The 26,312-nt window shown below is 61.0% G+C and carries 29 protein-coding genes; 14 read left to right on the forward strand and 15 right to left on the reverse strand.

The genetic code is table 11. The features are described from left to right. Window position 1 precedes the first annotated feature (1 nt). Together N1058_RS04060 and hisB are read right to left on the reverse strand one after the other, a co-directional pair. Window positions 2-505, reverse strand: a complete 504-nt coding sequence (locus N1058_RS04060; protein ID WP_265516204.1) for a DUF2628 domain-containing protein — start codon at window positions 503-505, stop codon at window positions 2-4. A 25-nt stretch (window positions 506-530) separates the two neighbouring features. Beyond that, window positions 531-1,139, reverse strand: coding sequence for an imidazoleglycerol-phosphate dehydratase HisB (gene hisB / locus N1058_RS04065; protein ID WP_265516205.1), 609 nt, complete (start codon window positions 1,137-1,139; stop codon window positions 531-533). Window positions 1,140-1,325: 186 nt separating this feature from the next. Here hisB and hslV point away from each other — a divergent pair, with 186 nt between their 5' ends. From hslV to N1058_RS04085, 4 genes are all read left to right on the forward strand, one after another. Continuing rightward, window positions 1,326-1,874 (forward strand): ATP-dependent protease subunit HslV, encoded by a 549-nt coding sequence (gene hslV, locus N1058_RS04070; RefSeq protein ID WP_265516206.1) that lies wholly within the window; start codon window positions 1,326-1,328, stop codon window positions 1,872-1,874. After that, window positions 1,864-2,406: a GNAT family N-acetyltransferase gene (locus N1058_RS04075; protein ID WP_265516207.1), complete on the forward strand. Its 543-nt coding sequence runs from the start codon at window positions 1,864-1,866 to the stop codon at window positions 2,404-2,406. Before hslV ends, N1058_RS04075 begins: the two co-directional genes overlap by 11 nt. Beyond that, complete coding sequence (gene hslU, locus N1058_RS04080) at window positions 2,403-3,713, forward strand: ATP-dependent protease ATPase subunit HslU (protein ID WP_265516208.1); 1,311 nt, start codon at window positions 2,403-2,405, stop codon at window positions 3,711-3,713. Before N1058_RS04075 ends, hslU begins: the two co-directional genes overlap by 4 nt. A gap of 108 nt (window positions 3,714-3,821) precedes the next feature. Further along, window positions 3,822-4,790 carry a DUF1402 family protein gene (locus N1058_RS04085; protein WP_265516209.1) on the forward strand — a complete coding sequence of 323 codons (969 nt, stop codon included), beginning with the start codon at window positions 3,822-3,824 and terminating at the stop codon, window positions 4,788-4,790. Between the two features lie 6 nt (window positions 4,791-4,796). On the opposite strand, the gene N1058_RS04090 is transcribed toward N1058_RS04085, so the two are convergent. The 4 genes from N1058_RS04090 to N1058_RS04105 are packed head-to-tail and all read right to left on the reverse strand — an operon-like array spanning window position 4,797 to window position 7,562. Further along, on the reverse strand, window positions 4,797-5,171 hold the full coding sequence (locus N1058_RS04090) for a helix-turn-helix domain-containing protein (protein ID WP_265516210.1): 375 nt from the start codon (window positions 5,169-5,171) through the stop codon (window positions 4,797-4,799). Then, the gene (locus N1058_RS04095) at window positions 5,168-5,719 is read right to left on the reverse strand and encodes a Smr/MutS family protein (protein ID WP_265516211.1); all 552 of its coding nucleotides are present in this window, start codon (window positions 5,717-5,719) and stop codon (window positions 5,168-5,170) included. The genes N1058_RS04090 and N1058_RS04095 overlap by 4 nt, the downstream gene beginning before the upstream one ends. Then, a complete protein-coding gene (gene mltA / locus N1058_RS04100) occupies window positions 5,716-6,804 on the reverse strand; it encodes a murein transglycosylase A (RefSeq protein ID WP_265516368.1) in 1,089 nt (362 codons plus the stop codon). The genes N1058_RS04095 and mltA overlap by 4 nt, the downstream gene beginning before the upstream one ends. A 56-nt stretch (window positions 6,805-6,860) precedes the next feature. Beyond that, the gene (locus N1058_RS04105; RefSeq protein ID WP_265516212.1) at window positions 6,861-7,562 is read right to left on the reverse strand and encodes a Tim44/TimA family putative adaptor protein; all 702 of its coding nucleotides are present in this window, start codon (window positions 7,560-7,562) and stop codon (window positions 6,861-6,863) included. 224 nt (window positions 7,563-7,786) lie between these two features. On the opposite strand from N1058_RS04105, the gene N1058_RS04110 reads away from it, so the two are divergent. Further along, the gene (locus N1058_RS04110; protein ID WP_265516213.1) at window positions 7,787-8,278 is read left to right on the forward strand and encodes an FxsA family protein; all 492 of its coding nucleotides are present in this window, start codon (window positions 7,787-7,789) and stop codon (window positions 8,276-8,278) included. Between the two features lie 106 nt (window positions 8,279-8,384). Continuing rightward, window positions 8,385-8,894, forward strand: a complete 510-nt coding sequence (gene secB / locus N1058_RS04115) for a protein-export chaperone SecB (RefSeq protein WP_265516214.1) — start codon at window positions 8,385-8,387, stop codon at window positions 8,892-8,894. Window positions 8,895-8,947: 53 nt separating this feature from the next. Here secB and dnaQ read toward each other — a convergent pair whose 3' ends face one another. From dnaQ to N1058_RS04140, 5 genes are all read right to left on the reverse strand, one after another. Further along, entirely contained in the window at window positions 8,948-9,679 is a 732-nt protein-coding gene (gene dnaQ, locus N1058_RS04120; protein ID WP_265516215.1) for a DNA polymerase III subunit epsilon, read from the reverse strand. A gap of 61 nt (window positions 9,680-9,740) precedes the next feature. Continuing rightward, window positions 9,741-10,325 (reverse strand): dephospho-CoA kinase, encoded by a 585-nt coding sequence (gene coaE, locus N1058_RS04125; RefSeq protein WP_265516216.1) that lies wholly within the window; start codon window positions 10,323-10,325, stop codon window positions 9,741-9,743. Continuing rightward, the gene (locus N1058_RS04130; protein WP_265516217.1) at window positions 10,322-11,164 is read right to left on the reverse strand and encodes a shikimate dehydrogenase; all 843 of its coding nucleotides are present in this window, start codon (window positions 11,162-11,164) and stop codon (window positions 10,322-10,324) included. The genes coaE and N1058_RS04130 overlap by 4 nt, the downstream gene beginning before the upstream one ends. Then, entirely contained in the window at window positions 11,157-11,756 is a 600-nt protein-coding gene (locus N1058_RS04135) for a Maf-like protein (protein WP_265516218.1), read from the reverse strand. Before N1058_RS04135 ends, N1058_RS04130 begins: the two co-directional genes overlap by 8 nt. Then, on the reverse strand, window positions 11,753-12,595 hold the full coding sequence (locus tag N1058_RS04140; protein ID WP_265516219.1) for a pyruvate, water dikinase regulatory protein: 843 nt from the start codon (window positions 12,593-12,595) through the stop codon (window positions 11,753-11,755). Before N1058_RS04140 ends, N1058_RS04135 begins: the two co-directional genes overlap by 4 nt. Window positions 12,596-13,001: 406 nt before the next feature. Here N1058_RS04140 and hemE point away from each other — a divergent pair, with 406 nt between their 5' ends. From hemE to rho, 3 genes are all read left to right on the forward strand, one after another. Continuing rightward, complete coding sequence (gene hemE / locus N1058_RS04145) at window positions 13,002-14,021, forward strand: uroporphyrinogen decarboxylase (RefSeq protein ID WP_265516369.1); 1,020 nt, start codon at window positions 13,002-13,004, stop codon at window positions 14,019-14,021. 35 nt (window positions 14,022-14,056) lie between these two features. Then, window positions 14,057-14,551: a protoporphyrinogen oxidase HemJ gene (gene hemJ, locus N1058_RS04150; protein WP_265516220.1), complete on the forward strand. Its 495-nt coding sequence runs from the start codon at window positions 14,057-14,059 to the stop codon at window positions 14,549-14,551. A 172-nt stretch (window positions 14,552-14,723) separates the two neighbouring features. Next, a complete protein-coding gene (gene rho / locus N1058_RS04155) occupies window positions 14,724-15,989 on the forward strand; it encodes a transcription termination factor Rho (protein ID WP_265516221.1) in 1,266 nt (421 codons plus the stop codon). 27 nt (window positions 15,990-16,016) lie between these two features. Here rho and N1058_RS04160 read toward each other — a convergent pair whose 3' ends face one another. Then, window positions 16,017-18,062, reverse strand: a complete 2,046-nt coding sequence (locus tag N1058_RS04160) for a thioredoxin domain-containing protein (protein ID WP_265516222.1) — start codon at window positions 18,060-18,062, stop codon at window positions 16,017-16,019. A 16-nt stretch (window positions 18,063-18,078) separates the two neighbouring features. Between N1058_RS04160 and mnmE the strand changes: the two genes are divergently transcribed. From mnmE to N1058_RS04185, 5 genes are all read left to right on the forward strand, one after another. Next, entirely contained in the window at window positions 18,079-19,407 is a 1,329-nt protein-coding gene (gene mnmE, locus N1058_RS04165; protein WP_265516223.1) for a tRNA uridine-5-carboxymethylaminomethyl(34) synthesis GTPase MnmE, read from the forward strand. A gap of 189 nt (window positions 19,408-19,596) precedes the next feature. Next, window positions 19,597-21,468, forward strand: coding sequence for a tRNA uridine-5-carboxymethylaminomethyl(34) synthesis enzyme MnmG (gene mnmG / locus N1058_RS04170; RefSeq protein WP_265516224.1), 1,872 nt, complete (start codon window positions 19,597-19,599; stop codon window positions 21,466-21,468). Next, window positions 21,465-22,097: a 16S rRNA (guanine(527)-N(7))-methyltransferase RsmG gene (rsmG, locus tag N1058_RS04175; RefSeq protein WP_265516225.1), complete on the forward strand. Its 633-nt coding sequence runs from the start codon at window positions 21,465-21,467 to the stop codon at window positions 22,095-22,097. Before mnmG ends, rsmG begins: the two co-directional genes overlap by 4 nt. A 51-nt stretch (window positions 22,098-22,148) precedes the next feature. Next, window positions 22,149-22,940, forward strand: coding sequence for a ParA family protein (locus tag N1058_RS04180; RefSeq protein ID WP_265516226.1), 792 nt, complete (start codon window positions 22,149-22,151; stop codon window positions 22,938-22,940). 25 nt (window positions 22,941-22,965) lie between these two features. Next, window positions 22,966-23,835 (forward strand): ParB/RepB/Spo0J family partition protein, encoded by an 870-nt coding sequence (locus N1058_RS04185; protein ID WP_265516227.1) that lies wholly within the window; start codon window positions 22,966-22,968, stop codon window positions 23,833-23,835. 102 nt (window positions 23,836-23,937) lie between these two features. Here the strand turns inward: N1058_RS04185 and holA are convergent, their stop codons facing one another. The 3 genes from holA to N1058_RS04200 all read right to left on the reverse strand — a co-directional run bounded on the left by holA (window position 23,938) and on the right by N1058_RS04200 (window position 26,180). Beyond that, window positions 23,938-25,005 (reverse strand): DNA polymerase III subunit delta, encoded by a 1,068-nt coding sequence (gene holA, locus N1058_RS04190; RefSeq protein WP_265516228.1) that lies wholly within the window; start codon window positions 25,003-25,005, stop codon window positions 23,938-23,940. Between the two features lie 170 nt (window positions 25,006-25,175). Beyond that, entirely contained in the window at window positions 25,176-25,388 is a 213-nt protein-coding gene (locus N1058_RS04195; RefSeq protein WP_265516229.1) for a Trm112 family protein, read from the reverse strand. A gap of 108 nt (window positions 25,389-25,496) precedes the next feature. After that, window positions 25,497-26,180, reverse strand: coding sequence for an LON peptidase substrate-binding domain-containing protein (locus N1058_RS04200; RefSeq protein WP_265516230.1), 684 nt, complete (start codon window positions 26,178-26,180; stop codon window positions 25,497-25,499). Between the last annotated feature and the right edge of the window lie 132 nt (window positions 26,181-26,312).

A 26,312-nucleotide genomic window follows, 5' to 3' on the forward strand; every position in this document is an offset into this window, starting at 1 on the left:
TTCAGGTTTTCCGGGGATAGTCGATCAGGCCGAAGGTGGAGTGGCGGCGCTCACCGGCGGGAGCCCTGGCGGATTTCCAGGGCATTGCCGGGGGCGCTGCTGCAGGCCGTTCGGTCATGCGGGCATATGTTGGGCCGGAAGTCGATTCGGTCGCGTAACGGACTTCCGCCTCGCCCCTGGAACCCGCCTCCACGACGCCCCAGACCCACCAGCCTTTGCGCTGCAGGGCCGCTGCCCGCCAGCTCTGTGCTTCCATGCCTATCAGGAATGAGAGGCATAAGGAGACGACGGAGGCCACGGCCGAATACCCGGCAACCGTCCCCAGTCCTGCCAGTGCCAGCCCCAATGCAAGTGCGGTCAGCGCCTCCCACCACATGCGGTGGACGAGGAACCAGATGAAGGGCACCAGAAAGGCGAGAAAGGAGAAGCCGTCGCGCAACACCACAGCCTTTTCCGCGGCATCGCCTGTTTCGGTTTCAGGTTCGACTACGAGATAACTTGCCATTCAATTCTTCGCCTCGTGCAGGCTTTCAACCGTTCAGCGTTCCCTTGGTAGAGGGAACAGCGTTTGGCTGACGGGAATCCGCTTCAAGCGCGGCGCGCAGCACCCGCGCCACGGCTTTGAAACAAGTCTCGGCGATGTGGTGGTTGTTCGCGCCGTAATGGTTGGCGACATGCAGCGTGATACCCGCATTCTGCGCAAAGGCCTGGAAGAACTCGCGCACCAGTTCGGTGTCGAAAGTGCCTATTTTGGCGGTCGGGAACACGACATTCCAGACGAGGAACGGCCGTCCCGAAACGTCGACAGCCGCCCGTGTCAGACATTCGTCCATGGCGAGATCGAGGGAGGCATAGCGCATGATGCCGCGCCGCTCGCCGAGCGCCTTCGCGATGGCCTGGCCGATGGCGATGCCGCAATCCTCCACCGTGTGGTGGTCGTCAATATGCAGATCGCCTTTGGCGTTCAGCGTAATATCGATCAGGCTATGGCGGGAAAGCTGCTCGAGCATATGGTCGAAAAACCCGACGCCGGAAGCGATGTCGAAACGTCCTTCCCCATCCAGATCGACCGAAACGGCGATCTCCGTCTCGTTGGTCTTGCGACTGATTTCGGCTTTGCGCGCCGTCCCTTGAGCCATGGCGGTCCTCTTGGCGATCAGAAGGCCAGCCTTCTAGCAGCATGTCTGCCGGAACGCCAGCGGCAGCCGGCATCGCGGGCATAGGCAGGGCTGAAGGCGGCGATCGGCAATGCGCGCCGTTTGCAATTGCCAGCGGGCCGCTTACATAACCGCTCTGAAGATACCCGCCGCCCGAAAGGACCCGCCATGAGTGAAGCCCCTTCCATGCACGCCACCACCATCGTCACCGTACGCAAGGGCGGCAAGGTGGTGATCGCCGGCGACGGGCAGGTCAGCCTCGGCCAGACGGTGATGAAGGGCAATGCCCGCAAGGTGCGCCGCATCGGCAAGGGCAATGTGATCGCCGGCTTTGCCGGTGCCACGGCGGATGCGTTCACGCTGCTGGAGAGGCTGGAAAGCAAGCTGGAACAGTATCCCGATCAGCTGATGCGCGCCTGCGTGGAGCTCGCCAAGGACTGGCGCACCGACCGCTATCTGCGCCGGCTGGAGGCGATGATGCTGGTCGCCGATAAATCGATCACGCTGGCGCTTACCGGAAATGGTGACGTACTGGAACCTGAACAGGGTGTGATGGCGATCGGATCGGGCGGAAATTTTGCGCTGGCGGCCGCCCGCGCGCTGCTGGATACGGACAAGGACGCCGAGGAAGTGGCACGCAAGGCGATGGCCATCGCGGCAGGCATCTGCATCTACACCAACGACAACGTCGTTCTGGAATCCCTGGATGAAGAATGACGGCTCAAACATCCGCTTCAAGCCGGTGATGGAGGCCCATCTGCCGATGCTCGCGCAGTGGCTCAGCACCCCTCACATGCGGGAATGGTGGGGTGAGCCTGAAGAGGAGCTGGGCTTCATCCGCGACATGATCTCGGGGCGCGATTCCACGCGGCCGTTCCTCATCGTACTCGCCGACCAGCCGGTAGGCTACATCCAGAACTGGTTCATCGGCCACCACCAGAACGAGCAATGGGTGAAGGATCATCCCTGGCTGATGGAGCTTCCTTCCGAAACGGTCGGCGTCGACCTTTCCATCGGCGATCCCGACTTTTTGTCCAAGGGTATCGGCTCCGCCGCACTTGCCGCATTCGTTCGCCGGTTGATCGAGGAAGGGCACGGGAGCATCATCATCGATCCGGATCGCGGTAACGCGCGCGCCATACGCGCCTATGCCAAAGTCGGGTTCCGCCCTGTTCCGCACCTTGAAGGGCGCACCGGCGACGCGCTCATCATGCAATACGACCGACACGCAAGCGAGACCAACATATGACGAATTTTTCCCCGCGCGAGATCGTTTCGGAGCTCGACCGCTTCATCATCGGCCAGAAGGACGCCAAGCGGGCGGTCGCCATCGCGCTGCGCAATCGCTGGCGCCGTCAGCAGCTCGAGGAGGGGTTGCGCGAAGAGGTGATGCCCAAGAACATCCTCATGATCGGCCCCACCGGCGTCGGCAAGACGGAAATCTCGCGGCGGCTGGCCAGGCTGGCGGGCGCGCCTTTCATGAAGGTGGAGGCTACGAAATTCACGGAGGTCGGCTATGTCGGCCGCGATGTCGAGCAGATCATCCGCGATCTCGTGGAAGTCGCTATCGGGCTGACCCGTGAGAAGATGCGCGAGGAGGTGAAGGCCCGAGCCCATGTGGCGGCCGAGGAGCGCGTGCTGGACGCGCTGGTGGGCAAGACGGCGAGCCCGGCCACGAAAGAGAGCTTTCGCAAGAAACTGCGCAGCGGCGAGCTCGACGACAAGGAAATCGAGATCGAGGTGTCCGACACCGGCGGCGGCATGCCGGGCTTCGAGATTCCGGGCATGCCGGGCGCAAATATCGGTGTTCTGAACATCAACGACATGTTGCAGAAGGCCATGGGCGGCAGCCGCACAAAAGTGCGCAAGACCACAGTGAAGGAGTCCTACGGGCACCTCATCGACGACGAGTCCGACAAGCTGCTCGACCAAGACGCCGTCATACAGACCGCATTGTCGTCGGCGCAGAACGACGGCATCGTCTTTCTCGACGAGATCGACAAGATCGCATCCCGGGAAGGCGGCATGGGTGCCGGCGTCTCCCGCGAAGGCGTGCAGCGCGACCTGCTGCCGCTGGTGGAAGGAACGACCGTGGCCACGAAGTACGGCCCCGTCAAAACCGATCATATCCTGTTCATCGCCTCCGGCGCGTTCCACGTATCGAAGCCGTCCGATCTCCTGCCGGAGCTGCAGGGCCGCCTGCCGATCAGAGTCGAATTGCGGGCGCTGGAGAAGGACGATTTCAGGCGCATCCTGACCGAGACCGAGGCAAGCCTCATCAAGCAGTATATAGCACTGATGGACACCGAAGGCGTCGAGCTCGAGTTCACTGACGATGCCATCGACCGGCTGGCCGCGATCGCCGTCGATCTCAACGCCAGCGTGGAGAATATCGGGGCCCGCAGGCTGCAGACCGTGATGGAGCGCGTCCTGGACGATATCTCCTATAACGCACCCGACCGGTCCGGCTCCAAGATCACGATCGATGCCGGTTATGTCGACACGAATGTCGGCGACCTGGCAAAGAACACCGACCTTTCGCGCTTCATCCTGTAGCGTTGCGTCTTTCCCACAACGTTTGAGGCCCCTAATATTTGGGCTCGACTCGGTGCGCGGGTTTCCATAGGTTGCGCGCAATCAGAAAATATGACGGCGGGGCGGCGCATGGCGCTGAGGCACAGCATCCTGGCAGGGCTTTTGTTGGGTTTGGCGGCGAACGCCGTGCAAGCCGCCAGCCTCGTGCCGCCCGGCAACAGTCATGAAAAGCAGCCGGCCGTGCCGGGTGCATCCGCCTCGCGCACGAATGCCGGCAACACGACATACGACGCCAAGTATCAGAGGGTCTACCAGCTTCTGAAGAGCGACGTGGCGCTGCGCGAGAAGATCCGCGCAACAGCCGATGATTACGGGATCGACCCGACACATATCATTGGCGCCATTGTCGGCGAGCACACCTACAATGTAGATGTCTACGACCGGCTGCAAACCTATTATGTGAAGGCTGTCTCATACCTGAAAAGCGAATTCACCTTCTCCTATGACGGCGAGAGCATCGCCGATTTCATCGAGCGTCCGGAATTTGCCGAGTGCGAAGACAGGAAGGGCAGCTACACCTTGTGGAGTTGCCGGGAAGCGGTTTGGGACAAGGCTTTCCGTGGCAGGAGGGTGGACGGAAAGCGCTTTCCTGACGACCGGTTCAGCGCGGTTTTCTTCCAGCCGCTCTATGCAGGCCAGACCTTCGGCATCGGGCAGCTCAATCCGTTGACGGCGCTGCAGATGACGGACATCGTCAACCGCGTTTCCGGTTACGAGAAGATCGATCACCGCGACCCCCAGAAGGTCTACCAGACCATCATGGATCCCGATATCACGCTGGCCTACATATCTGCGACGATCAGGAAATCCATCGATGCCTATCGCGAGATCGCGGGGTTCGACATTTCCAGGAATCCAGGAATTACCGCAACGTTGTACAATGTCGGAAACCCGGAAGCGCGGGCGACCCGACTAGCAGCCGAGAACCGGTTGCGCCGCAAAAAGGGCCAGACAACAAAGCTTCCGGAAGAAAACTACTACGGCTGGCTGGTCAACGACCGGCTGGAAGAACTGCAGGCGCTTATCCCGGCGTCATGACAGGGCCTAGGGCTCGCATGCACCCTCCAACATCGCTTCAAGGCGCCGATAAAGTTCTTCGATCTGCGTATCCTCCAAGGTGGCGATATTGCGCGCAAGCAGGTTGGCAAGCGCCGTCGCCCTGTCGGGAAGTCCTGCCGTATCCACAACAACGCGCGGGTTGGACATTTCGGCAAGACGTTGAAGCTCGTCCGCCTCGTCCCAGATCACATTGAAGTAACCTATGATCTTCTGCACCATCGCCCAGTTGGGCGGACTGCGTCGGCCGTGCTCCAGCGCTGACAGATAAGCGGGGCTGACATTAAGGGCCGCCGCCATCTCCTTTTGGCTGGCGCCCCGGGACCGGCGAAGCTGCCGGATGCGTTCTCCAAACGGTGTCACCTGACCTGCTCCCTGCGGCGCAGGCGCACATAGATAGCCCCCTCACCGCCATGCTGACGCGACGCTTCCTCGTATCCGCTCACGAACTGCCGGAAGGGGGCAGTGGCAAACCATTGCGGGACCGCGCGCCGCAATACGCCCTCGCTTGAGGGCGAGGAGCCCTTGCCCGTGATGACAAGCAGATAGCGACGGTCCGCCTCATAGGCCCGGCGCAGAAATGACAACAGGAGCATATGCGCTTCCTCCTGCCGCAAGCCGTGCAGGTCTACCCGCCCCGTGATCGCCACCCGGCCGCGTGCGATCTTATCGCGGGTGGGTGCATCGAGCTTGGGTGGAGCGCTCTTCCTTGGCGACACTATTCCTGGGCCAGGGGCCGGGCTGGACAGTATCTTGTCCGTCGCCGCCTTTGTGCGCGGCGGCTCTACCGGTGTCTCGGCCTCATCTTCTTCGGGAAAGGCTTTTCCGGGCAGCGGCTTTGCGGTCCGCGCCACCCTGGTCCACAGGACGCGGTCCTCACGGGTGAGGTGCTTGCGAGCCGTCCGTTTCATCCCCGCAACCCGTCCAGTGCCCGTGGGGCGAGCATATGAAAATCGGCGGGATGCCGGATGACACCGGCGGTTTCGCCGGCATCTTTTCCCGTGCCCATGAACAGATCGCCGCGCGCTGGGCCGGTGATTGCCGACCCGGTATCCTGGGCGATCATCAGCCGCTGAAACGGGCTTCTCTCGGCATCAAGCGTCGGCGCATGGACAAAGAAGGGTGTCGCGAAAGTGTGCAGCAGACGATCGACAGCCATCGAGCGGCCAGGCGTAAGTTGAACTTTGGCCGCGGCGACGGGACCGAGCCTGGCCTCGCCCGGTTCGGTCTCGCGAAAGAAAACATATGACCGGTTGCGCCAGAAAATTTCGTCCATGCGGTCCGGATTGGCGGCAAGCCAGGCACGAATGGACTGCATCGTGACCTGACGCAGCGGAATCTCGCCCAACTCGGCCAAAACACGGCCGATGCCGGTGAAGGGATGGCCGGTCTTGCCCGCGTAGGTGATCCGCCGCACGCGGCCATCCGGCACATGCAGACGCGCAGCACCTTGAACGTGTATGAAGAAGGCGTCGACCCGATCGGCCAGCCAGAACAGCTCGAGCCCCCTTCCCTCCAGCGCACCGGTGTCGATGGCCCGGCGATCGAAATAAGGGATCAGGCGCTCGCCCTCGCGCCTGGCAAACGCATAGCCCAGTTCTATGCCGGAGGGCGGGTCATCGGGCGAGATTTCCAACAGGTCGAGAGGCCTGCCATATATCGGGACCTGAAAGCGCTCGGTCCGTACGAGAGATGCTTCCGCTTCGGGTTCGTAATAGCCTGTGACGAAACCGGGCGCCCCAGAGTCGGGCAAAACGCGATACGGACTAAAGAAGCGCTCGAAAAAGGCGCGTGCGTCGGTCGGGCCGACATCTTCTCCGGCCGACAGTGCTGCTTCAAATGCCTCGTCAAAGGATGCGGCGGAGATGCCCAGGCTGCCGGTTCGATACGGCTTTACGGTTCTGGCGTATTCCGCGCTACGTCGGAAAGCAGCAAAGGCCGCCACCAAATCGTCGGAGATCCAGCCCGGAATATCGGCGAAGGCAGTTGGCCGCATGACCGGGGGCAGCCCCCTCGAAGGTTCCGGCTGCCGGACCGTCTCAGCCACCTGGCCTATTCCTCTGCTTCGGTGGCCACCAGCTTCCAGTTCGGATCGCCGGAGCGCGTGTCACGGGCGAAGGTCCAGACGTCCTTGACTTCGGCGACGGTCTCCGGATCGCCATCGATCACGCTGCCCGCATTGTCGCGCGTGGCCGAAATCAGTTCGCTGACGATGCGCAGCGTGACATGGGCCTCGGTCCCCTTCATCTCGGCGCCAACAATCGCGGCCTTGTCGATACCGACAAAGGACGATTCGATCTTCTCCGACCGCTTCTCGCGCTCGTCGATCGCAGAGACGAAGCCCTCGTACACATCCCGCGAAAGAAGGTTCTTCAAGGTCTTCCGGTCGCCATCGGCAAAGGCCATGACGATCATCTCGTATGCCATCTTCGCGCCCTCCACGAAACCGGACGGGTCAAAAGATGGGTCCGCATCCTTGATCGCGCGCAGGCCCTTGTTCACGCTGGTGCCCGGCTTGGCGATCGCGTCGATCGTCGCGTAGGTCTCCGCAGCTTCCGGAGCATCCTTGCGTCGCGGCAGGGAAACCACATTGTCCTCAGCGCTTTTGTCGGCAGCCTTGCGGCGGGAGGCCGTATAGGGGTCGAAGGGCGGACGCTCGTTGCCCGTGCGACGTCCGAGGACGTTTCGCAGCTGAAAGAAGATCACGACCGCCGCGACCAGGAAGAAAATTGTGCCGAAATCAAAAAATTCCATATCGTTCAGCCGCTAGCCGCCTTTGTCGCATCGCCCTCGCAATCCAGGGCAAACAGCGGTGAAACCGATCCACCGCAACCTGATTTCATATAGAACGCACAAGCCTATCATTCAAATCCTGTCCGCGCGCTACTATCTCATTGTATCGGAGTGCCGTCAGGCAATGTCGCAGCGGGCCCTCGGCCGGCTTTTCTCCCACGACTTGAACAAGGTTAGACAAGAACGTGCCTTTCTCTATTGTCCCATTTCTCCTGTTGGCGATACCGCTCCTGGAAATTGCCGTTTTTGTGGTCGTTGGCAGTCAGATCGGTGTACTGCCGACTCTTGGGCTGGTTCTTTTGACGGCGGTGGCCGGCTCGATCCTGCTGCGCATTCAGGGGTTCGGGCTCCTTGCGCGCGTTCGCCATACGCTTGATGAGGGGCGGATGCCCGGCCGCGACCTGGTGCATGGTGTCATGATCATGATAGCGGGTGTTTTGCTGCTGACGCCGGGCTTCGTGACCGACACGCTCGGCTTTCTGCTGTTCGTGCCCGCCATTCGCGATATCGGCTGGCGCTTGCTGCGAGACAGGATTGTCGTGGTCAGCGCCGGCGCGGCGGGCGGTGGTCAGCACCCAAAGAAGGACGACAAGACGATCGACCTCGACATGGACGACTACACAAGGGGAAAAAACGAGCACTCGCCTTGGAGGGAGCCCGGTCGGCGCAACGATTGATCCCCACCCTGCTTAAACTTGTCTTGAACGAGTCCGCATGGTAGCGAACGCTCGATTTTCCAGAACCGCGCTTGAGAGCGCACAGCAAAGGACGAGGACAAGGCGGATGGCCAAAGAACCGCAGGACAATAAGGAAGCGCAGGGGGCCGCGGCACAGAGCGGGAACGGCAAACAGCCCAGCCTGAACGTGCTTACGCAGTATGTGAAGGATCTTTCCTTCGAAAGCCCGGGTGCTCCGCAGTCCCTGCGCGGCCGCGACAAGGCCCCGGCGATCAATATCAATGTCAATGTGAACGCCAACCCGATCAGCGGCGCAGACTACGACGTCGTTCTCACGCTGAACGCGCGGGCCGAGGCGGACAAGAATGTCCTCTTCAATGTCGAATTGATCTATGGCGGCGTATTCCGCATCGAAGGCTTTCCGCAGGAGCACATGCTGCCGCTGCTCTTCATCGAGTGCCCGCGCTTGCTTTTCCCCTTTGCCCGGCAGATCATCGCCGACGCCACACGCAACGGCGGTTTCCCGCCCCTGATGATCGACCCGATCGACTTCGCCCGCATGTTCCAGCAGCGCATGGCCGAAGAACAGACGAAGGCCAAGGTTCAGACGACCTGATCCTTTTGGAGTTGCCGAATTTCCAGCCGGGACGGCCAGCCGTCCTGGCTTTTTTATTCTCCGGGCTTAGGCAGCGGGTTGCTGCCGGCCGCCAACTTCAGCCAGATAGCATTGTCGCCAAGCCCCGAAACCATGGCCTTGTGCGCTTCGTGCTCTGCCGGAGTAAGTCGGCTGGGAAGCGCTCTCGGACGCGTGGGCAGGACGACCTGCACCTGGAGCGACGGGCCCTCGGATCGCGCCGATTCATCCACGACCTCCAGGCCAAAAGCTGCCTGCTTGCCGCCGACCAGCTCGATATAGACCTCGGCCAGAAGTTCTGCGTCAAGCAGAGCGCCGTGCTTAGTGCGGCGTGAATTGTCGATGCCGTATCGCCGGCACAGCGCGTCGAGCGAATTGGGGCCCATGGGGTGCTTGCGACGGGCAATGGCCAGCGTGTCGACCACACGCGAAGGGTCAGCGAAAGGCTGACCAAGACGCCCGAACTCCGCGTTGATAAACCCCATGTCGAAATTGGCATTATGAGCGACCAGCTTTGCGCCGTCGATGAACTCCAGGAATTCTTCAAGAATCTCACCGAAGACCGGTTTGCCAGCGAGATCGCTGTCGGAAATGCCGTGGACCGCCTGAGCATCGGGATGCACCTGGCGACCTTGCGGATTGATGAATTTATGCAGGCTCCGGCCGGTGGGGAAGCGGTTGTCGAGCTCGACGCAACCAAGCTCGATAACGCGGTCCTCACGCGGATCCAATCCCGTCGTCTCTGTGTCGAAAATTATCTCACGCATCGATTCGCTCCTGGGCGCAGCATGCACGTGGGAAGCCGGGCCGGGCAAGACGGAGAACCACTCAATCCTGTTGAAGGCTCTCGACGATACGGCCCACTTCGGCGCGTGCCGCATCCATGCCCTGGCTCGTGTCGATGATGAAGTCGGCGCGGGCGCGCTTTTCGGCATCGGGCACCTGCCGGTCCAGCATGGCCTTGAACTTGTCCTCCGACATGCCCGGCCGTGCCAGGACGCGCCTTCGTTGCACCTCGGCCGGCGCCGTGACGACCACGACCTTGTCGACCCGGTCGGTGCCGCCGGTCTCGAACAGAAGCGGAATATCGAGGAGGACGAGAGGTGTGCCGCGGGCACGATGCTCGGCAACGAACGTGTCGGCGTCCTGCCGGACCATAGGGTGAATGAGCGCTTCAAGCTTTTTCAGTGCTTGCGGATTTCCGACGACCGCCTTGGCCAGCCTGTCGCGGTCGACCTTGCCCCTTGAAGTGGTGCCTGGAAACAGCTTTTCCACCTCCGGCGCGGCGGCGCCCTCATACAGGCGATGCACGGCGGCATCCGAATCGTGCACCGGCACGCCCGCTTCGGCAAACATCTTCGCCGTGGCGGATTTGCCCATGCCGATGGAGCCGGTCAGGCCCAAAACGATCATTGGTGCAACTCCAGATCGGCAATGATGAGCGCGCGCAGTTCGGGCGTCACTTCGGGGCGGCGGCCGAACCACTTTTCGAAACCTGGGACGGCTTGATGCAGCAGCATCCCGAGGCCATCCACCGTCCGCAACCCACGGTCCCGCGCCATCGCCAGCAGTGGCGTGAGGAGAGGGGCGTAGACGATGTCGCTGACAATGACCGTGGAAGGCAGCGGTGAAAGGTCCAGTTCCGGACCCGGCCCACCGTCCATGCCAAGCGAAGTTGTGTTGACCAGCAGACCGGTCTCGGTAAGCAGCTCCGGCAGAGCATCCCAAGCGTGGGCACTGGCGGCTCCGCCGAAATGCGCGGCCAAGGCCTGTGCGCGGGAGGAGGTTCTGTTGACAATGCGGATCTGGCGGAATGCCCGCTCCTGGAGGGCGTGGACGATGGCTCGGGCCGCACCGCCCGCACCCAGGATCGTGGCGACGCCGCTCTGGCTCCAGCCGGGCGTCTCGGCATCCAGATTGGCGGCGAAGCCGTAGGCATCGGTGTTGCCGCCGTGCAGAAGGCCCCCCTCCATCCACAGCGTGTTGACGGCGCCGATGCGAGTGGCTGCATCATCAAGGTGGTCCACCGACCGACAGGTGCTTTCCTTGTGAGGGATCGTGACATTGCCGCCGACATAAACCGAACCGGGCAGGTCCCGAAGGAACGCCCCGAAGGCTTCCGGCGGCACGTCCAAACGCTCATAGGCTCCCTCGATCCCATAGTGCTGCAACCAGTATCCGTGGATCATCGGCGAGCGGGAATGCGCGATGGGATGGCCGCAGACAAAGGCGCGCGGCAGGGTTTCAGCCATCGATGGCTCCTTCCTCGCGCAGTTTTCCGAGAAGGGGAAGGAGGGGCAGGCCGACGATGGTGAAATAGTCCCCCTCGATCTTCTCGAAGAGCTGGATGCCTGACCCCTCGATCTGGTAGGCGCCGACGCTGGAAAGCGCATTTTTGCCGACTTGCGAGAGATGCCGGCCAATGAAGCCCGGATCAAGCTTGCGCATGGTCAGATTGGCCTGGGAAACGTGCCGCCAGATGGGCTGGCCCGCGCGCGCCAGCACGATCGCACTGTTGAGCTGGTGCGTCTTGCCGGACAGATCGAGGAGATGTCTGCGCGCGCTCTCCATATCCTTGGGCTTGTGAAAAACCCGGTCGCCGAGGGAGAGCGTCTGGTCGCAGCCGATGACGAGGGCATGGGGATGACGCTTCGAGACGTCCACCGCCTTGGCCTCGGCCAGAATGAGCGCGACGTCTTCCGGACTTACGCCGGCGTTTTCCAAAGGCGCCTCGACAACGCGCTCATCGACTTCCGGGGCAACAGCCTCCACGGAAACGCCTGCATTTTCCAGCAACTGGCGGCGAAACGGGCTCGTGGAAGCCAGGATGATTTTCTCTGTCATAGCGATTCCCCTTGGGATCTTTGCGGTTTTGACCGCAACGCCATGATGGCTGCAGCGGTTTCCTCGATGGAGCGCCGTGTGACATCGATTACCGGCCAGCCATGGCGCGCACAGAGCTGACGGGCATAGGCGAGTTCGCGCGCGATCGTGCTGCGGTCGGTATAGGTGTCGAAATTGTCCGTTCCCGGCGTGCCAAGGATGCGGTTCTGCCGGATCTGGGCGATGCGCTCGGCCGAGGCGATGAGGCCGACGATCAGCGGCTTTTCCGCTCGCGCAAGGCTCGCAGGCGGTGGCACGTCAAGGACTATGGGGACGTTGGCGGTCTTGATCCCGCGATTGGCCAGGTAGATGCTGGTCGGCGTCTTGGAGGTACGCGAAACACCGATGAGAATGATCTCGGCTTCATCAACGTCATTGGGTAGCTGGCCATCATCATGCTCCATGGTGAAGTTCAGCGCGTCGATGCGGCGGAAATATTCCGCATCGAGCACATGCTGGGCGCCGACGCGGCGGCCGGCCGGCGTTCCCAGATAGGATTGGAAAACGGTCAGGACCGGTTCCAGAACCGAAACGCAGGGTAGGCCCATTGCCGCGCATCGCTCGTCGATCTGACGGGCAAGGGACTGATCGACGATCGTGTAGAGGACGATGCCCGGCTCCTCGTCGATCTCGGCGAAGACCTTTGCAAGCTGCTTGTCGGTGCGGATGAGCGGGTAGATATGTTCGATGGCGCGCGCATTCTTGTACTGAGCGGCCGCCGCCCTGCCCGCCGCCAGCAATGTTTCGCCGGTTGCGTCCGAAATCAGATGCAGATGGAAGAAGCTTTGAGGTTTATGCACACCGCACGCTCACTCTCTGTGGAGAAGTGTTGATAGCGCGTGGGATAGTTCCTGACGAGACCATGGGCAGGGGAAAAGACGGATGGAAATCCACAATTCACCGCACAGGAGGATGCGAACTACCCATGTGCAAAAGAATGTGGATGAGCGAAACCATCCACAGAGACTCGATATTTCGCATATCGAGCCTTGCCGGTTAGTTGTTTGATTCAGATTGCTGAATCATGACTGTCCACGGCCTTTTCCCACATGTATGGGTCAAGGACGCGGCAATATGCGCAATGCCTGCCTAGCCGGATCGGTGGACAGGATTTAATCCACGTTCCAAACAGACTCTTAGAATCAAAAGAAGACTAATCGATAGATTCTTAATTAATTCCTAAACGGAGGCGTCACCTTGGCGGAAATGAAATTCCTGGAGGTCATGCGAGGGAGAACGGTGTTCCCTCCTCCCATCTGGATGATGCGCCAGGCTGGCCGGTATCTGCCGGAATATAGGGAAACCCGGAAACGCGCGGGAAGCTTTCTCGATCTCTGTTATGACCCCGATATGTCTGTAGAGGTGACACTGCAGCCGATCCGCCGTTTCGGCTTCGACGCATCGATACTTTTTTCCGATATTCTGGTGGTGCCCCACGCGCTTGGCCGCGACCTGCGTTTCGTGGAGGGCCGCGGACCGATGATGACGCCCATCAAGGCGCAGGACGTCGATGCGCTGGATGGGTTGTTGTTTCACGTGAATCTCGAGCCGGTCTATGAGACCGTACGGCGGTTGCGGCGTGAATTGCCGCCGGAAACGGCGCTGATCGGCTTTTGCGGTGCGCCCTGGACCGTGGCGACCTATATGATCGCCGGTCATGGAACGCCGGATCAGGCGCCTGGACGACTGTTCGGATTTTCCCACCCGGAGGCCATGGAGGCCCTGCTCGCGAAGCTTGCCGCACAATCGGCGGAATATCTCATCCGGCAGATAGACGCCGGCGCCGACGCTGTGCAGATTTTCGATTCCTGGGCAGGGGTCCTGGACGAGGCGAGTTATGAGGCCTGGTGCGTGAAGCCGGTTGCCGAGATGGTCAGGCGCGTGCGGGAGAAGCATCCGGAGGTGCCGATCGTCGGGTTCCCGAAAGGGGCAGGCATGCTTTACGACAGCTATCGCGCGAAAACAGGCATAACGGCGCTCGGCCTCGACTGGTCGGTGCCTTTGCCCCAGGCGCGTCGTTTGCAGGCGCTCGGTCCGGTGCAAGGCAATCTCGACCCGATGCGGCTCAGGGCCGGCGGCAAAGCGTTGGAGGAGGGGGTCGATCGAATCCTGGAGGCTCTGGGAGATGGCCCTCTCGTGTTCAACCTCGGTCATGGCATCACGCCGGAAACGCCGATCGCCCATGTGGAGGCGATGGTGCAGAGTGTGCGCGGGGCAAGCCGATGACCGCGAGCGGTGAGGTCAGCGGCAGGAAAGCCGGCATGAGAGCCATCGTCGCGCTCGTCATCCTTGTCGTTCTGGTACTCCTTCTGTTTTTGGCGGCGCCGGACGGACTCTATAATTGGATCAAGGCGTTCCACGTTATATCCGTGATCTCCTGGATGGCTGGGATGCTCTATCTGCCACGGCTTTTCGTCTACCATTCCGAAACCGCCGCCGGCACGTCGCAGAGTGAAACCTTCAAGGTGATGGAATACCGGCTTCTGCGCTTCATCATCAATCCCGCGATGATGGCCACGTGGGTATTCGGACTCTGGCTCGCATGGAAGGGATTCGGCTTTTCCGGCGGATGGCTTCACGCCAAAATCGCGGCAGTGGTGCTGCTTTCTGGCGTGCACGGCTATCTGGCCAAGGGCGTGCGGATGTTTGCCGCTGACCGCAACGAAAAGCCGGCGCGGCACTGGCGCATCGTCAATGAGATACCTACATTGCTGATGATCGCTATCGTTATTCTCGTCATCGTGAAGCCGTTCTGACGGTTTTCGGCGAAGGATTTAAAACGCGCCTTGCTCTTTCCGGGGCAGGACGATAAAAGAGCGTTCCTTCCTTTGCACGTCCGGCGTTGTTTCCTTCCGGATTTCGGGACGCTTCAAGCGCTCCGGGGCGTGCCGCATCCCAAATTCCCATGATCGATCCAGAGTCCGCACCATGCAGGAAATGAAACTTCAAGAGCTCAAGAGCAAATCGCCGACCGATCTCATCGCGTTCGCCGAATCTCTCGAGGTGGAGAATGCGAGCATCATGCGCAAGCAGGAGCTCATGTTCGCTATCTTGAAAAAGCTCGCGATCCAGGAGTTCGAGATCATCGGCGAGGGGGTCGTTGAGGTTCTGCAAGACGGTTTCGGTTTTTTGCGTTCGGCATCGGCAAATTATCTTCCGGGCCCGGATGACATCTACATTTCTCCCTCCCAGATTCGCCGTTTTTCGCTGAAAACGGGCGATACGGTCGAAGGGCCGATCCGCAGCCCGAAGGAAGGCGAACGCTATTTCGCGCTCCTGAAGGTCAACACGATCAATTTCGAGGATCCGGAGAAGATCCGTCACAAGATCCACTTCGACAACCTCACGCCGCTCTATCCGGACGAGCGTCTGCGGATGGAGATCGAGAACCCGACCACCAAGGACAATACCCCACGCGTAATCGACCTGGTCGCACCGCTGGGCAAGGGCCAGCGCGGCCTCATCGTGGCGCCGCCCCGCACAGGCAAGACCGTGATCCTGCAGAATATCGCGCATTCGGTCACATCGAACCATCCCGAATGCTATCTCATCGTTCTGCTGATCGACGAGCGGCCGGAGGAAGTGACGGACATGCAGCGTTCGGTGAAGGGAGAGGTCGTGTCGTCGACCTTCGACGAGCCGGCCACGCGTCATGTTCAGGTGGCTGAGATGGTGATCGAGAAGGCCAAACGGCTGGTGGAGCACGGGCGCGACGTCGTGATCCTGCTCGATTCGATCACCCGGCTCGGTCGCGCCTACAACACCGTGGTTCCGTCTTCCGGCAAGGTGCTGACGGGCGGCGTGGATGCCAATGCACTCCAGCGGCCCAAGCGCTTCTTCGGCGCAGCACGCAATATCGAAGAGGGCGGATCGTTGACGATCATCGCCACGGCGCTGATCGATACGGGCAGCCGCATGGACGAAGTCATCTTCGAAGAATTCAAGGGCACTGGCAACTCGGAAATCGTCCTCGACCGGAAGGTTGCTGACAAGCGGATATTCCCCGCGATCGACATCCTCAAGTCGGGCACGCGCAAGGAAGACCTGCTCATCGCACGCCAGGACCTGCAGAAGATATTCGTCCTGCGTCGCATCCTTGCTCCGATGGGCACGACCGATGCAGTCGAGTTCCTCATCGACAAGCTCAAGCAGACCAAGAGCAATGCCGAATTCTTCGATTCGATGAATACCTGATCCATCTTTTAATACGCCGGCTAATCATCAAGCGATATGCTTTGGCAACAGCGCTTCCAGTTCTTTAGGGCTGCGGACCGAGGGAAGGCAGCGGGTCCCGATGCACAACCAGGCCCCCGGCCGTGTCCGGTCTATCGCAATATCGCTGGCTGTTTCAGACGGGTGCGGCTGATCCGAGAGCAAAATGTCGACGCGGCGGGGATCGGGGTGGGCGGCGGCAAGCCGTGAGAAGGTACCTTCCTCATCGTCGACGACGAGCAGTTTCATCGGTTCGCGCGCGAGGCTGGCAGCATAGACGATGCCCGCCTGCCCATAGGCCTGTTGGCTGATGCGTGACAATGCATGACGAGCGGCAACGGCAACGGCATCATAGATGGACTGATTGCCTGTCGCCATCGAGAGCTGGGCGAGAGCCTCTATGATCTGGGCCGTGGCAGAGGGTGTTGCCTCGTCGATATCGCCCCGGACCCGGATCGGCACGTCGGACGCATCGGAAGCGGTGAGAAAGTGACCGCGTCCGCCAGGCGCAGCATGCCATTTCTGAAGCGCCTCATACCACTCCACACCATGCGCGATCATATCGGGGTCGCCGGTCGCCTGATAAACTGCGACGGCGGCGTGGATCATTGCTGCATAGTCGCTGGAAAGGGCCGGAAACTGGCTCTTCTCGGCACCGATACTGTGTGGCAGGCGACCTTCGACAGTCGATTCGGATATGAAATGAAATGCCGCTGTGGCTGCTCCCACCCAGTCGGCACGCTGTAACTGCCGGCCGGCGTGAGCGATTGCCGCAATAGCCATGCCATTCCAGTCCACCAAAACCTTGTCGTCACGGCTCGGCGCCAACCGGCGCTGGCGGGCGGCAAGGAGTTTTGCCCGTTGTTCGGCCAGCCATGGCTCGTCCTCCAGATCGATGGAACTGTAGTAGCTGCGATGCAGAATGGGTTCTCCCTCCCATCCTTCCGGCCTTGCGAGCTCGTAGACTTCCAGAAACCTTTCGGTGTCCGGTCCAAGCACCTCCCTTATCTGTTGTTCGGTCCAGAGATAGTACTTTCCTTCTTCGCCTTCCGAGTCGGCATCGAGGCTAGAGGCGAAAGCGCCAGCCTCGGTGCGCATATCGCGCAGGAGCCAGTTGATTGTCTCCTCGATGCGGGTCCGGAAAAGCGGATCGCCCGTTGCGGCAAAGGCCTGTGAGGTCAGGCTGATCAGCTGTGCATTGTCGTAAAGCATCTTCTCGAAATGGGGCACGAGCCATCGTGCGTCGGTGGCATAGCGCGCAAGCCCGCCGCCGATATGGTCATAGATCCCGCCGGAAAGCATTTTCCGAAGGCTGAAGATCACCGCATCCCTATGGCCCTCGTTCGCCCTCTCCAGCCAGTTCAGCCAAAGAATGTTCATAAAGGGCGTGTTCGGGAATTTCGGCGCCCCGCGCAGACCACCCTGCTCACCGTCGATCATGGAATGAATGCGCAGGGCAAGCTGCTCCAGCGGAGGCGCGGCCCCTGGGGTGTCGTCGCCTTCGGGCGCAAGCCGTGCCTCCACATGGGCATTCAGCGCTTCCGCACTGCGCGTCAGATCGTCGTTCCTCTCCGTCCAGGCCTGATGCACGGCTACGAGAAGATCCCGGAAACCGGGCCTGCCGAAGCGCTGGATCGGAGGAAAATAGGTTCCGCCCCAGAACGGTTTTGCTTCCGGTGTCAGGAACATTGTCAGCGGCCAACCGCCCTGTTCGCCCGTTGCCGTCAGGGCGGCCATGTAGATCTGGTCGATGTCCGGTCGCTCTTCTCGGTCGACCTTGATATTCACAAAGAGTCGGTTCATGAGATCGGCGATGTCATGGTCTTCGAAACTCTCATGCGCCATGACATGGCACCAGTGGCATGCGGCGTACCCTATGGAGAGAAGAATGGGCCTATCCAACTCCCGTGCTTCCGACAGCGCCGCTTCACTCCACGGCCGCCAATGAACGGGGTTCGACTGATGCTGTTTGAGATAGGGGCTGGTTTCAGCCGAAAGCAAGTTCTTCGCGGGCAACGGCAATGTGGCCTCCATGGCTTCAGTCGACTTGCCCATAGGTAGAGCGCCGGGAATGATCAATCAAACTCCGTATGGCGAGACGATCTACGCATTGTCGAGTGGCGGCCTCCCGTCCGGCATTGCGGTGGTCCGTTTATCAGGTCCGCATACAAGGTCGGTAGTCGAACAGATTGCCGGATCGGTTCCACCACCGCGCCAGGCGAAATTGGTCCGGTTCCAGAACAGGGAAGGCGGGGTGATCGATACAGGTCTTTGCATCTTCTTTCCGGGCCCGGCGAGTTTCACGGGGGAGGATTGTGCTGAATTCCATTTGCATGGCGGACGTGCGGTCGTCAGGGCGATGCTGGAGCTGATCTCTTCCTTCCGGGGGACGCGCGCGGCGGAGGCCGGTGCCTTCACGCAGCGCTCCTTCCTGAACGGCAAGATGGATCTGACAGCCGCCGAGGCGCTGGCGGATCTGATCGATGCGGAGACTGAGGCGCAACGACTTTTTGCGATCGCCAACAACAGCGACGCCCACCGGCAGCTTTACTCCGGCTGGCGCCGCATTCTTCTGGAGGCGCGGGCTCTTCTGGAGGCCGAGCTGGATTTCTCGGACGAAGGGGATGTTCCAGGCTCCGTTTCGGACAGGGTCTGGACCGATCTGGCCAAGCTTCTGAGCGCGATCCGGACCCATGCATCCGGCTACCACCGCGCGGAGATCGTGCGCGAAGGGCTGAGCATCGTCATTCTCGGCGCCCCCAATTCCGGCAAGTCGAGCTTGCTCAACGCGTTGGCCAAACGCGATGTGGCCATCGTTACGGACGAAGCCGGAACCACCAGGGATCTGCTGGAGATAAGCCTCGACATAGCAGGCATGAAAGTGAATCTTGTGGATACGGCCGGCATTCGAGAGAGGGCCGCGAAAGTCGAGGCCATTGGCATCGAACGGGCGCTGAAGAGAGCCGGCGAGGCGGATCTCATACTCTATCTTCAGGATGCGACGAACCCGAAATCGGTACCCCTGCCCGACATGGCTCCCATCTTACGGGTGGGAACGAAAGCCGACCTGCTGGCAAACCCGCATCATGAGAAATGGGACCGTCTCGTATCGACCGTCAACGGCTCCGGTTTGGTTGAGCTACTCGAGGAGATCGAGAAACTCTGCCGGCCTCTGCAGGAGTCAACGGGAGAGATACTGCCGTTCCGAAGCCGGCACATCGAAGAGCTGCGGACGGCCGCTGAATGCCTGGAAGCTGCCGTCGAAAGTATCTCTATGGACCTTGAACTGAGGGCCGAAGACCTCCGGCGGGCCGCGGATGCTTTGGGCCGGATCTGCGGCGACATCGGTACCGAAGAAGTGTTGGGCGAAATATTCTCGAGCTTCTGCATCGGAAAATGACTCACGTGAAACATCCTGGGATTCCGTGTGAGCGGCGATTCACGTGAAACATTCAGCAGGTCAGCGGAGTCGGGATGACTCACGTGAAACATTCGTACACTTGCTGACCGACAAGTTTCACGTGAAACTTTTCGAAGTTGCTTGACGCGGAGCCTCGAAATCCGCATCCAGGCACAGTTATCGCAGGGAATGAAGATGAAGTACGATGTCGTCGTAATAGGCGGAGGGCATGCCGGGTGTGAAGCCGCGGCCGCTTCGGCGCGCGCGGGAGCGAATACGGCCCTTGTGACCCTGAACAGGGAGACCATCGGCGTTATGTCCTGCAACCCCGCGATCGGTGGGATCGGCAAGGGGCAGCTCGTGCGGGAGGTCGATGCACTGGATGGCCTGATGGGCCGAGCCGCCGATGCCGCAGGCATTCAGTTCCGGATGCTCAACCGACGCAAGGGGCCGGCTGTGCGTGGTCCTCGAACCCAGGCAGATCGCGCGCTTTACAAGGCAGCGATCCAAGAGGCCATTGGCGCTCAGGAGTTCCTGGATGTGATCGAGGCCGAGGCCTGGGAGATCGGCATCGAGGATTGCAAGGTCAAGCAAGTCATCATTTCCGGAGAGCGGCGCATAGACTGTGGTGCAGTGGTGTTGACGACGGGAACATTCCTGCGGGGGCTTATCCATATCGGTGAGAAAACGATTGTCGCCGGCCGGGTGGGCGAACCCGCCGCCAAGCGCCTGTCGGCTTCGCTCGAGCAGGCCGGGTTCCGGTTGGGGCGGCTGAAGACCGGCACACCACCTAGGCTGGATGGGCGAACGATCGACTGGGCGTCACTGTGCATGCAGTCGGCGGACGCGGAACCCATACCATTTTCGCTCATGACCGATCGTATCACAACCCGCCAAATCGACTGCGGGATAACACGGACCACATCTCATACCCACGACATCATTCGCGCAAATCTGCACCGCTCTGCTATGTACTCGGGCGCGATCGAAGGGGTGGGGCCGCGCTACTGCCCGTCGATCGAGGATAAGATTGTAAAATTCGGCGATCGCGAGGGCCACCAGATATTCCTGGAGCCGGAGGGCCTTGAGGACGACACCGTCTATCCGAACGGCATCTCCACGTCACTCCCGGAGGACGTACAGCGTGCGCTGCTGGCAAGCATACCGGGACTCGAAAAGGCGATCATCCTTCAGCCAGGCTACGCGATCGAATACGATCATGTGGATCCGAGAGAGCTTACAAGTTCGCTGGAAGCGCGGCGAATTGGCGGACTCTTCCTGGCGGGCCAGATCAACGGGACCACAGGCTATGAGGAAGCGGCGGCCCAAGGCCTGGTCGCGGGGCTGAACGCCGCGCGCAGGGCGGGCGGACAGGATGTCGTCCACCTTAGCCGCGCGGACGCCTATATCGGCGTTATGATTGACGACCTAGTGACCCGGGGCGTCAGTGAGCCCTATCGCATGTTCACCTCTCGGGCCGAGTTCAGGCTTTCCCTGCGTGCAGACAACGCGGATCTAAGGCTGACCCCGATGGCGGAAGCCTGGGGCATAGCGGGAGGGGAGCGTGTTGCGCGTTACCGCGGCCTGCAACGCCGGTTCGACCGGGCGCGAGAACTGTCGCGATCGCTAACGATCACGCCCAGCGAAGCGGCGGCGAAGGATATTCAGCTCAATCGGGACGGCCTCCGGCGGACGGCCTATGATCTTCTGTCCTATCCCGACATGGATATACCGCGTTTGACCGCGATCTGGCCTGAGTTGTCACAAATTGATTCGGATGCGGCACGACTTCTGGCGACTGAGGCACGCTACGCGGTCTATCTCGACCGCCAGACGGCCGACGCAGAGCAGTTGCGCCGGGAGGATACAGCGCTTATTCCGGCTGACCTCGATTTCGATGCCATTGTCGGCCTCTCGAATGAGCTGAAAGGAAAGCTGCGGCTACGAAGACCGGCAACCCTGGCCGAAGCGCGACACATTGACGGAATGACGCCGGCAGCGCTCGCGCTTGTCCTCATGGCATCCCGGCAATATGCACGCGAGGCGCGGGGCGCTGCGTGACCAGTCAACGCTTTGAAAGTCTGTGTGCGGCGGCTGGACCGGTTTCACGTGAAACATTCGCAAAAATGGAGAGTTTTGAGACTGCGTTCAAGCGCTGGGCAGCGCATATCAATCTGGCGGCTCCCTCGACACTCCCGTCGTTGTGGGAACGCCATATTCTTGATAGCGCACAAGTGTGGAGATTGGCGCCCGACGCGCTTCACTGGCTGGATCTGGGGTCCGGGGGCGGGTTTCCCGGCGCAGTAATTGCCATACTCGCATGCGAGCGCTCCTCTGCGCACATCGATCTGGTGGAGAGCAATCGCAAAAAGGCGTCGTTCCTGCAGACGACCCTTTCCGGCCTCCGATGCCCGGCGAAAGTGCATGCGAAGCGTATAGAGGCGTGCCACGGCGTGCTGGACGTTCCGGAAATCGTCACCGCGCGCGCGCTGGCGCCGCTGGGAATGCTGCTGGAGCTGGCGGAACCCTGGCTATCGGGCGGAGCAACGGCTCTTTTTCATAAAGGCCGGGATTATCATCAGGAAATCGCAGAAAGCGGTGCCGCTTGGAAATACGATCTGGTAGAACATGGCGACTTGATTGCAGGTGAAGGCGTGATTCTGGAGATCAGCAACCTCCAGCGCCGTTGAAAATCGAGGGCTGCAATGCTTCTGGAACGGATAGACGGGCGGCAAGGGGCCATGAGCAAGCGCACACGCATCATCACGGTTGCCAACCAGAAGGGTGGCGTAGGGAAAACGACCACAGCCATCAACCTCGCCACAGCTTTGGCTGCTATCGGTGAGCAGGTGCTTATTGTTGATCTGGATCCCCAGGGAAATGCCAGCACGGGGCTCGGCATCGACCGGCAGGCGCGGCTCGTGTCATCCTATGATGTCCTGACAGGACGCTCCACCGTTTCCGATGCGGCAATGGAAACGGCGGTTCCGGGGCTTTCGATTATCCCCTCCACCCTCGACCTTCTGGGCATCGAGATGGAGATTTCTGAAGCAACAGACCGCGTTCTGAAACTCCGACGGGCACTGCGGGAGGCGGAGAACGCCCCTTATTCCTATGTGCTTGTCGATTGCCCTCCATCGCTTAACCTGCTCACGCTCAACGCCATGGCCGCCGCTGATTCGGTACTTGTGCCGCTGCAATGCGAATTCTTCGCACTGGAAGGTCTCAGTCAGCTTCTTGAGACTGTGGAGCAGATCAGAGGCTCCATTAACCCGAACTTAACCATACAGGGCATCGTGCTGACCATGTTCGACCGGCGCAACAACCTTGCCAATCAGGTGGTCGAGGATGTGCGGGCGTATATGGGCGATGCTGTCTACGAAACCGTGATCCCGCGTAACGTCCGGGTCTCGGAAGCGCCATCTTATGGGAAGCCGGCGATTCTATACGATCTGAAATGTTCCGGAAGCCAAGCCTATTTGCAGCTTGCCTCCGAAGTCATCCGGCGTGAGCGCCGCTTGCGGGCGGCTTGAAAATCATTGAGAATGTGGATGTAAAATGAACGAAGATCCTTCCCGTAAACGTCTCGGCCGTGGCTTGGCAGCGCTGATCGGCGAAATGGACAAGCCATCTGCAAGCGAGGCGGAAACGTTTCGCGCCGATCGCTTCGTTCCCATAGAATTCGTATCGCCCAATCCGCGTAACCCGCGACGAAATTTCGGCGAAGCGGATTTGGCCGATCTCACCCAGTCCATCCGCGAGCACGGCATCGTTCAGCCGGTCGTGGTGCGGCCGGCGGCTCAAGGGCGTTACGAGATTATCGCCGGCGAGCGGCGGTGGCGCGCGGCCCAGCGCGCCGGTCTGACCGAAGTTCCGGTGATCGTGCGCGATGTCGATGACAAGGCGGCGCTGGAACTGGCCATCATCGAAAATGTGCAGCGCGCCGATCTCAATGCGCTCGAAGAAGCGCGTGGCTATCAGCAGCTTATGGATGAGCACCATTACACCCAAGCGGATCTCGGCCAAGTGATCGGCAAGAGCCGCAGTCACGTGGCCAACACATTGCGCCTGTTGAAGCTGCCGCCTGCGGTCAGTGACCTGATCGTCGACGGCTCGCTCACCGCAGGCCACGCCCGCACGCTGGTCAGCGCAAACGATCCAGCCGCCCTGGCCAGGCGGATCGTTGAGGAGGGGCTGTCCGTGCGTCAGGCAGAAGCGCTGGCAAGCGCGCCGGACCACTCCACCCCGGCAGCCAGCAGCTCCCGGCCCAAGGAAAAGGATGCGGACACCTTGTCCCTGGAGAAGCTCCTGAGCGATAATACCGGAATGAAGGTAACGATCAACCACAAGAGCAAGGGCGGGGAACTGAAAATCGCCTATCGGTCGCTCGAGCAGCTCGATGAGCTTTGCCGGCTTCTCCAGCGCTAGGCCACGGCTCCCCATTGGGACGCGCAGATGGCGCATTATAGCGATTTTCGGCACATGCTCAAAATAAGTGAGCCGGCTATTAATGCCCACACGGGCCGTCTTTCATTTCAAACTTGATGCCGGCCATTGTCGGCGGCCTGCGCGGGCGCTTTCTATGGCCAGAGCCAGCAGCGCCTGGCGGCTAGCGGCATCCGCGCCGGCCGGGTGCTGTCTGGTGCGCAGGACCGCGCCATGCAGACGCTCCGCTGCTGCTGAAAGCCTGCCAAGATCCCAGCGCTGCAAGGCCATCTCGACGGCACGGCGGCGCGCGAAGAAGACCGGGGGGCGAGCCGCGCTGACGGCGCCAGCGGGTGTCTTTCCCTCCCGCTCGACCTGATTGCGCAGGATTTGAAGCTGATGCACCTGGCGCAACGCCGCCGACAGAACGAGGAAAGCGGGGCTTCCCGTCGCAAGGTGCCGCGAAAACAGCGTGTCGAATTCGGCTATGCGGCCACACAGAACGGCGTCGACTGTATCGTCCGCACTGGATTTTGCAACATCGCCGACCAGTTCGCGAATATCGGCGGCCTGAACCGACTTACCGCCGGCGCAATAGAGCGCGAGCTTTTCAAGCTCCCCTCGCGTGGCCATACGATCTCCTCCGAGATTTGCCTTGAGCAACTGGCGGGCTTCGAGATCGAGGGACAGCCCGTTTGCTGAGAGCACCTCGTCGATGATCGTGTCGAGGCTACGGCCGTCATCGGCGTAGCACGGCAGGGCCATCGAACCCTCGCCGCGCTCGATTGCGCTGCGCAGGGCGGCTCCCTTCTTCAAGTCGCCGGCTTCGATGAGTATCGTGCAATCTCCGGAAGGCTCTTGAATAAGCCGGCTGATATCGCGGGCGAGCCCGGCCTGTCCTCCTGCGCCGCGCAGCCAGATCAACCGCCGCTCAGCGAACATCGGCACGGTCTGCACCTCATCGAGCAGCCGCCCAGGCTGCTGCTCAGCTTCGCCGGCGTCCAGCTTGATGACTGTGAAGGGATCGTCGAGTGGCAGGCCGCTCGCAATGGCAAAGCGCCGTGCCCTCTCCGAGACCAGTCCGCGATCGGGTCCGTAGATCAGCACGATCCAGAAAATTGGATCGGGCCTTGAGAGCCAACCGTCGACTTCATGTGCTTTCTTTTGTGCCATGTGACCACATTATGCATCGATCCGGCGGTTGGAAAGCCGCCGGGAGCGGCATGCGTCGATTCGGACGCATAAAGATGAGCAATCTTCTTGTCGGTCGGCGTTTGCGCGGACGTCAGGTGAGTTCACCTGACTGCAAAAATGCTATCGAAGGGGTAGACGGGATCGGATTTTCAGGCGGGTCGGCCGGGGATGTCGTCGGAGAGCGGTCGCGCCTCCGAAGGCAGCATGACCGGAATGCCGTCGCGCACTGGGTAAGCAAGGCCGGCGGCGCGCGAAACCAGCTCGCTTCGCTCCCGATCCCACTTCAGTGGCGCCTTGCTGATGGGGCAGATCAACAGTTCCAGCATCTTCACGTCGACATTGTCGTCCTGATTCCGTCTCATCGGCGCCCCCCCAAAGTGAATCGCCCGCGATGCTCGGGAAGTGAGCAAGCGCAGGCAGATGCCGGTAAAGGAACGGGAGTTTCCCTGCATCCACCAGGCACACCGACACTACTGCAAATTCCGGCCATTGTCGCCAGCATGCCGGGCGGTCACCATTTCCGTCAGCGCGACGAGCGTTTCCGCGCGCGCCTTCACATCCGGGGCCTCGAGCAGTGCCTGTTTTTCAGCAGGGCCGTAAGGCGCCATCATGGACAAAGCGTTGACGAGCGGGCCATTCTCCGCCCTGCTTACGCTTTGCCAGTCCGCTTCGAGGTCGTGGGCGGCAAGATAGGCGCGGAGTGCATCGATCAGGCCCTTGCGGTCGATGGCTTCGGCGGTGGTGTCCTTTCGCAGATCCCGGGCGAAGGGTTCGATGCGGCAGAGCCGGAACGGCCGGTCCGTCGCTATCTCCTCGACGCAGGTGAACCGGCAGATGCCCTGAAGCGAAACGAGATACCGGCCATCTCCCGTTTCCGAAAGCGAAACCAGCCGTCCCAGGCAGCCTACGGTGCAGAGCGGGGGCTCGCCCGCGCGCGCCGCGACCATTTTACCGGGTCGTTCAAGGCTGGGCTGGATCATTCCGATCAATCGCTGATCGGCAAGAGCGTGATCGGTCATGGCGACATAGCGGGGTTCGAAGATGTTTAACGGGAGCCGTCCACCCGGCAAGAGCAAAGCGCCGGCGAGAGGGAATACCGGCACCACCTGCGGCAGATCGGCGGTATCGGAATATTCGGCATTTCCCGCCTTCAAACGTTTACCTCCATCGAGCCAACATTCGTGCCGCACGGCGCGAGCCTCGTCAGGCAGTCTGTTGTCGTTTGCTCCATATCACCTGCAAATATGTGGCGCAGGTCTTAAAACTCAATGCGCAGCTACTTTTCT

The sequence above is a fragment of the Nitratireductor luteus genome, assembly GCF_026162365.1.
Lineage (GTDB): Bacteria > Pseudomonadota > Alphaproteobacteria > Rhizobiales > Rhizobiaceae > Chelativorans > Chelativorans luteus.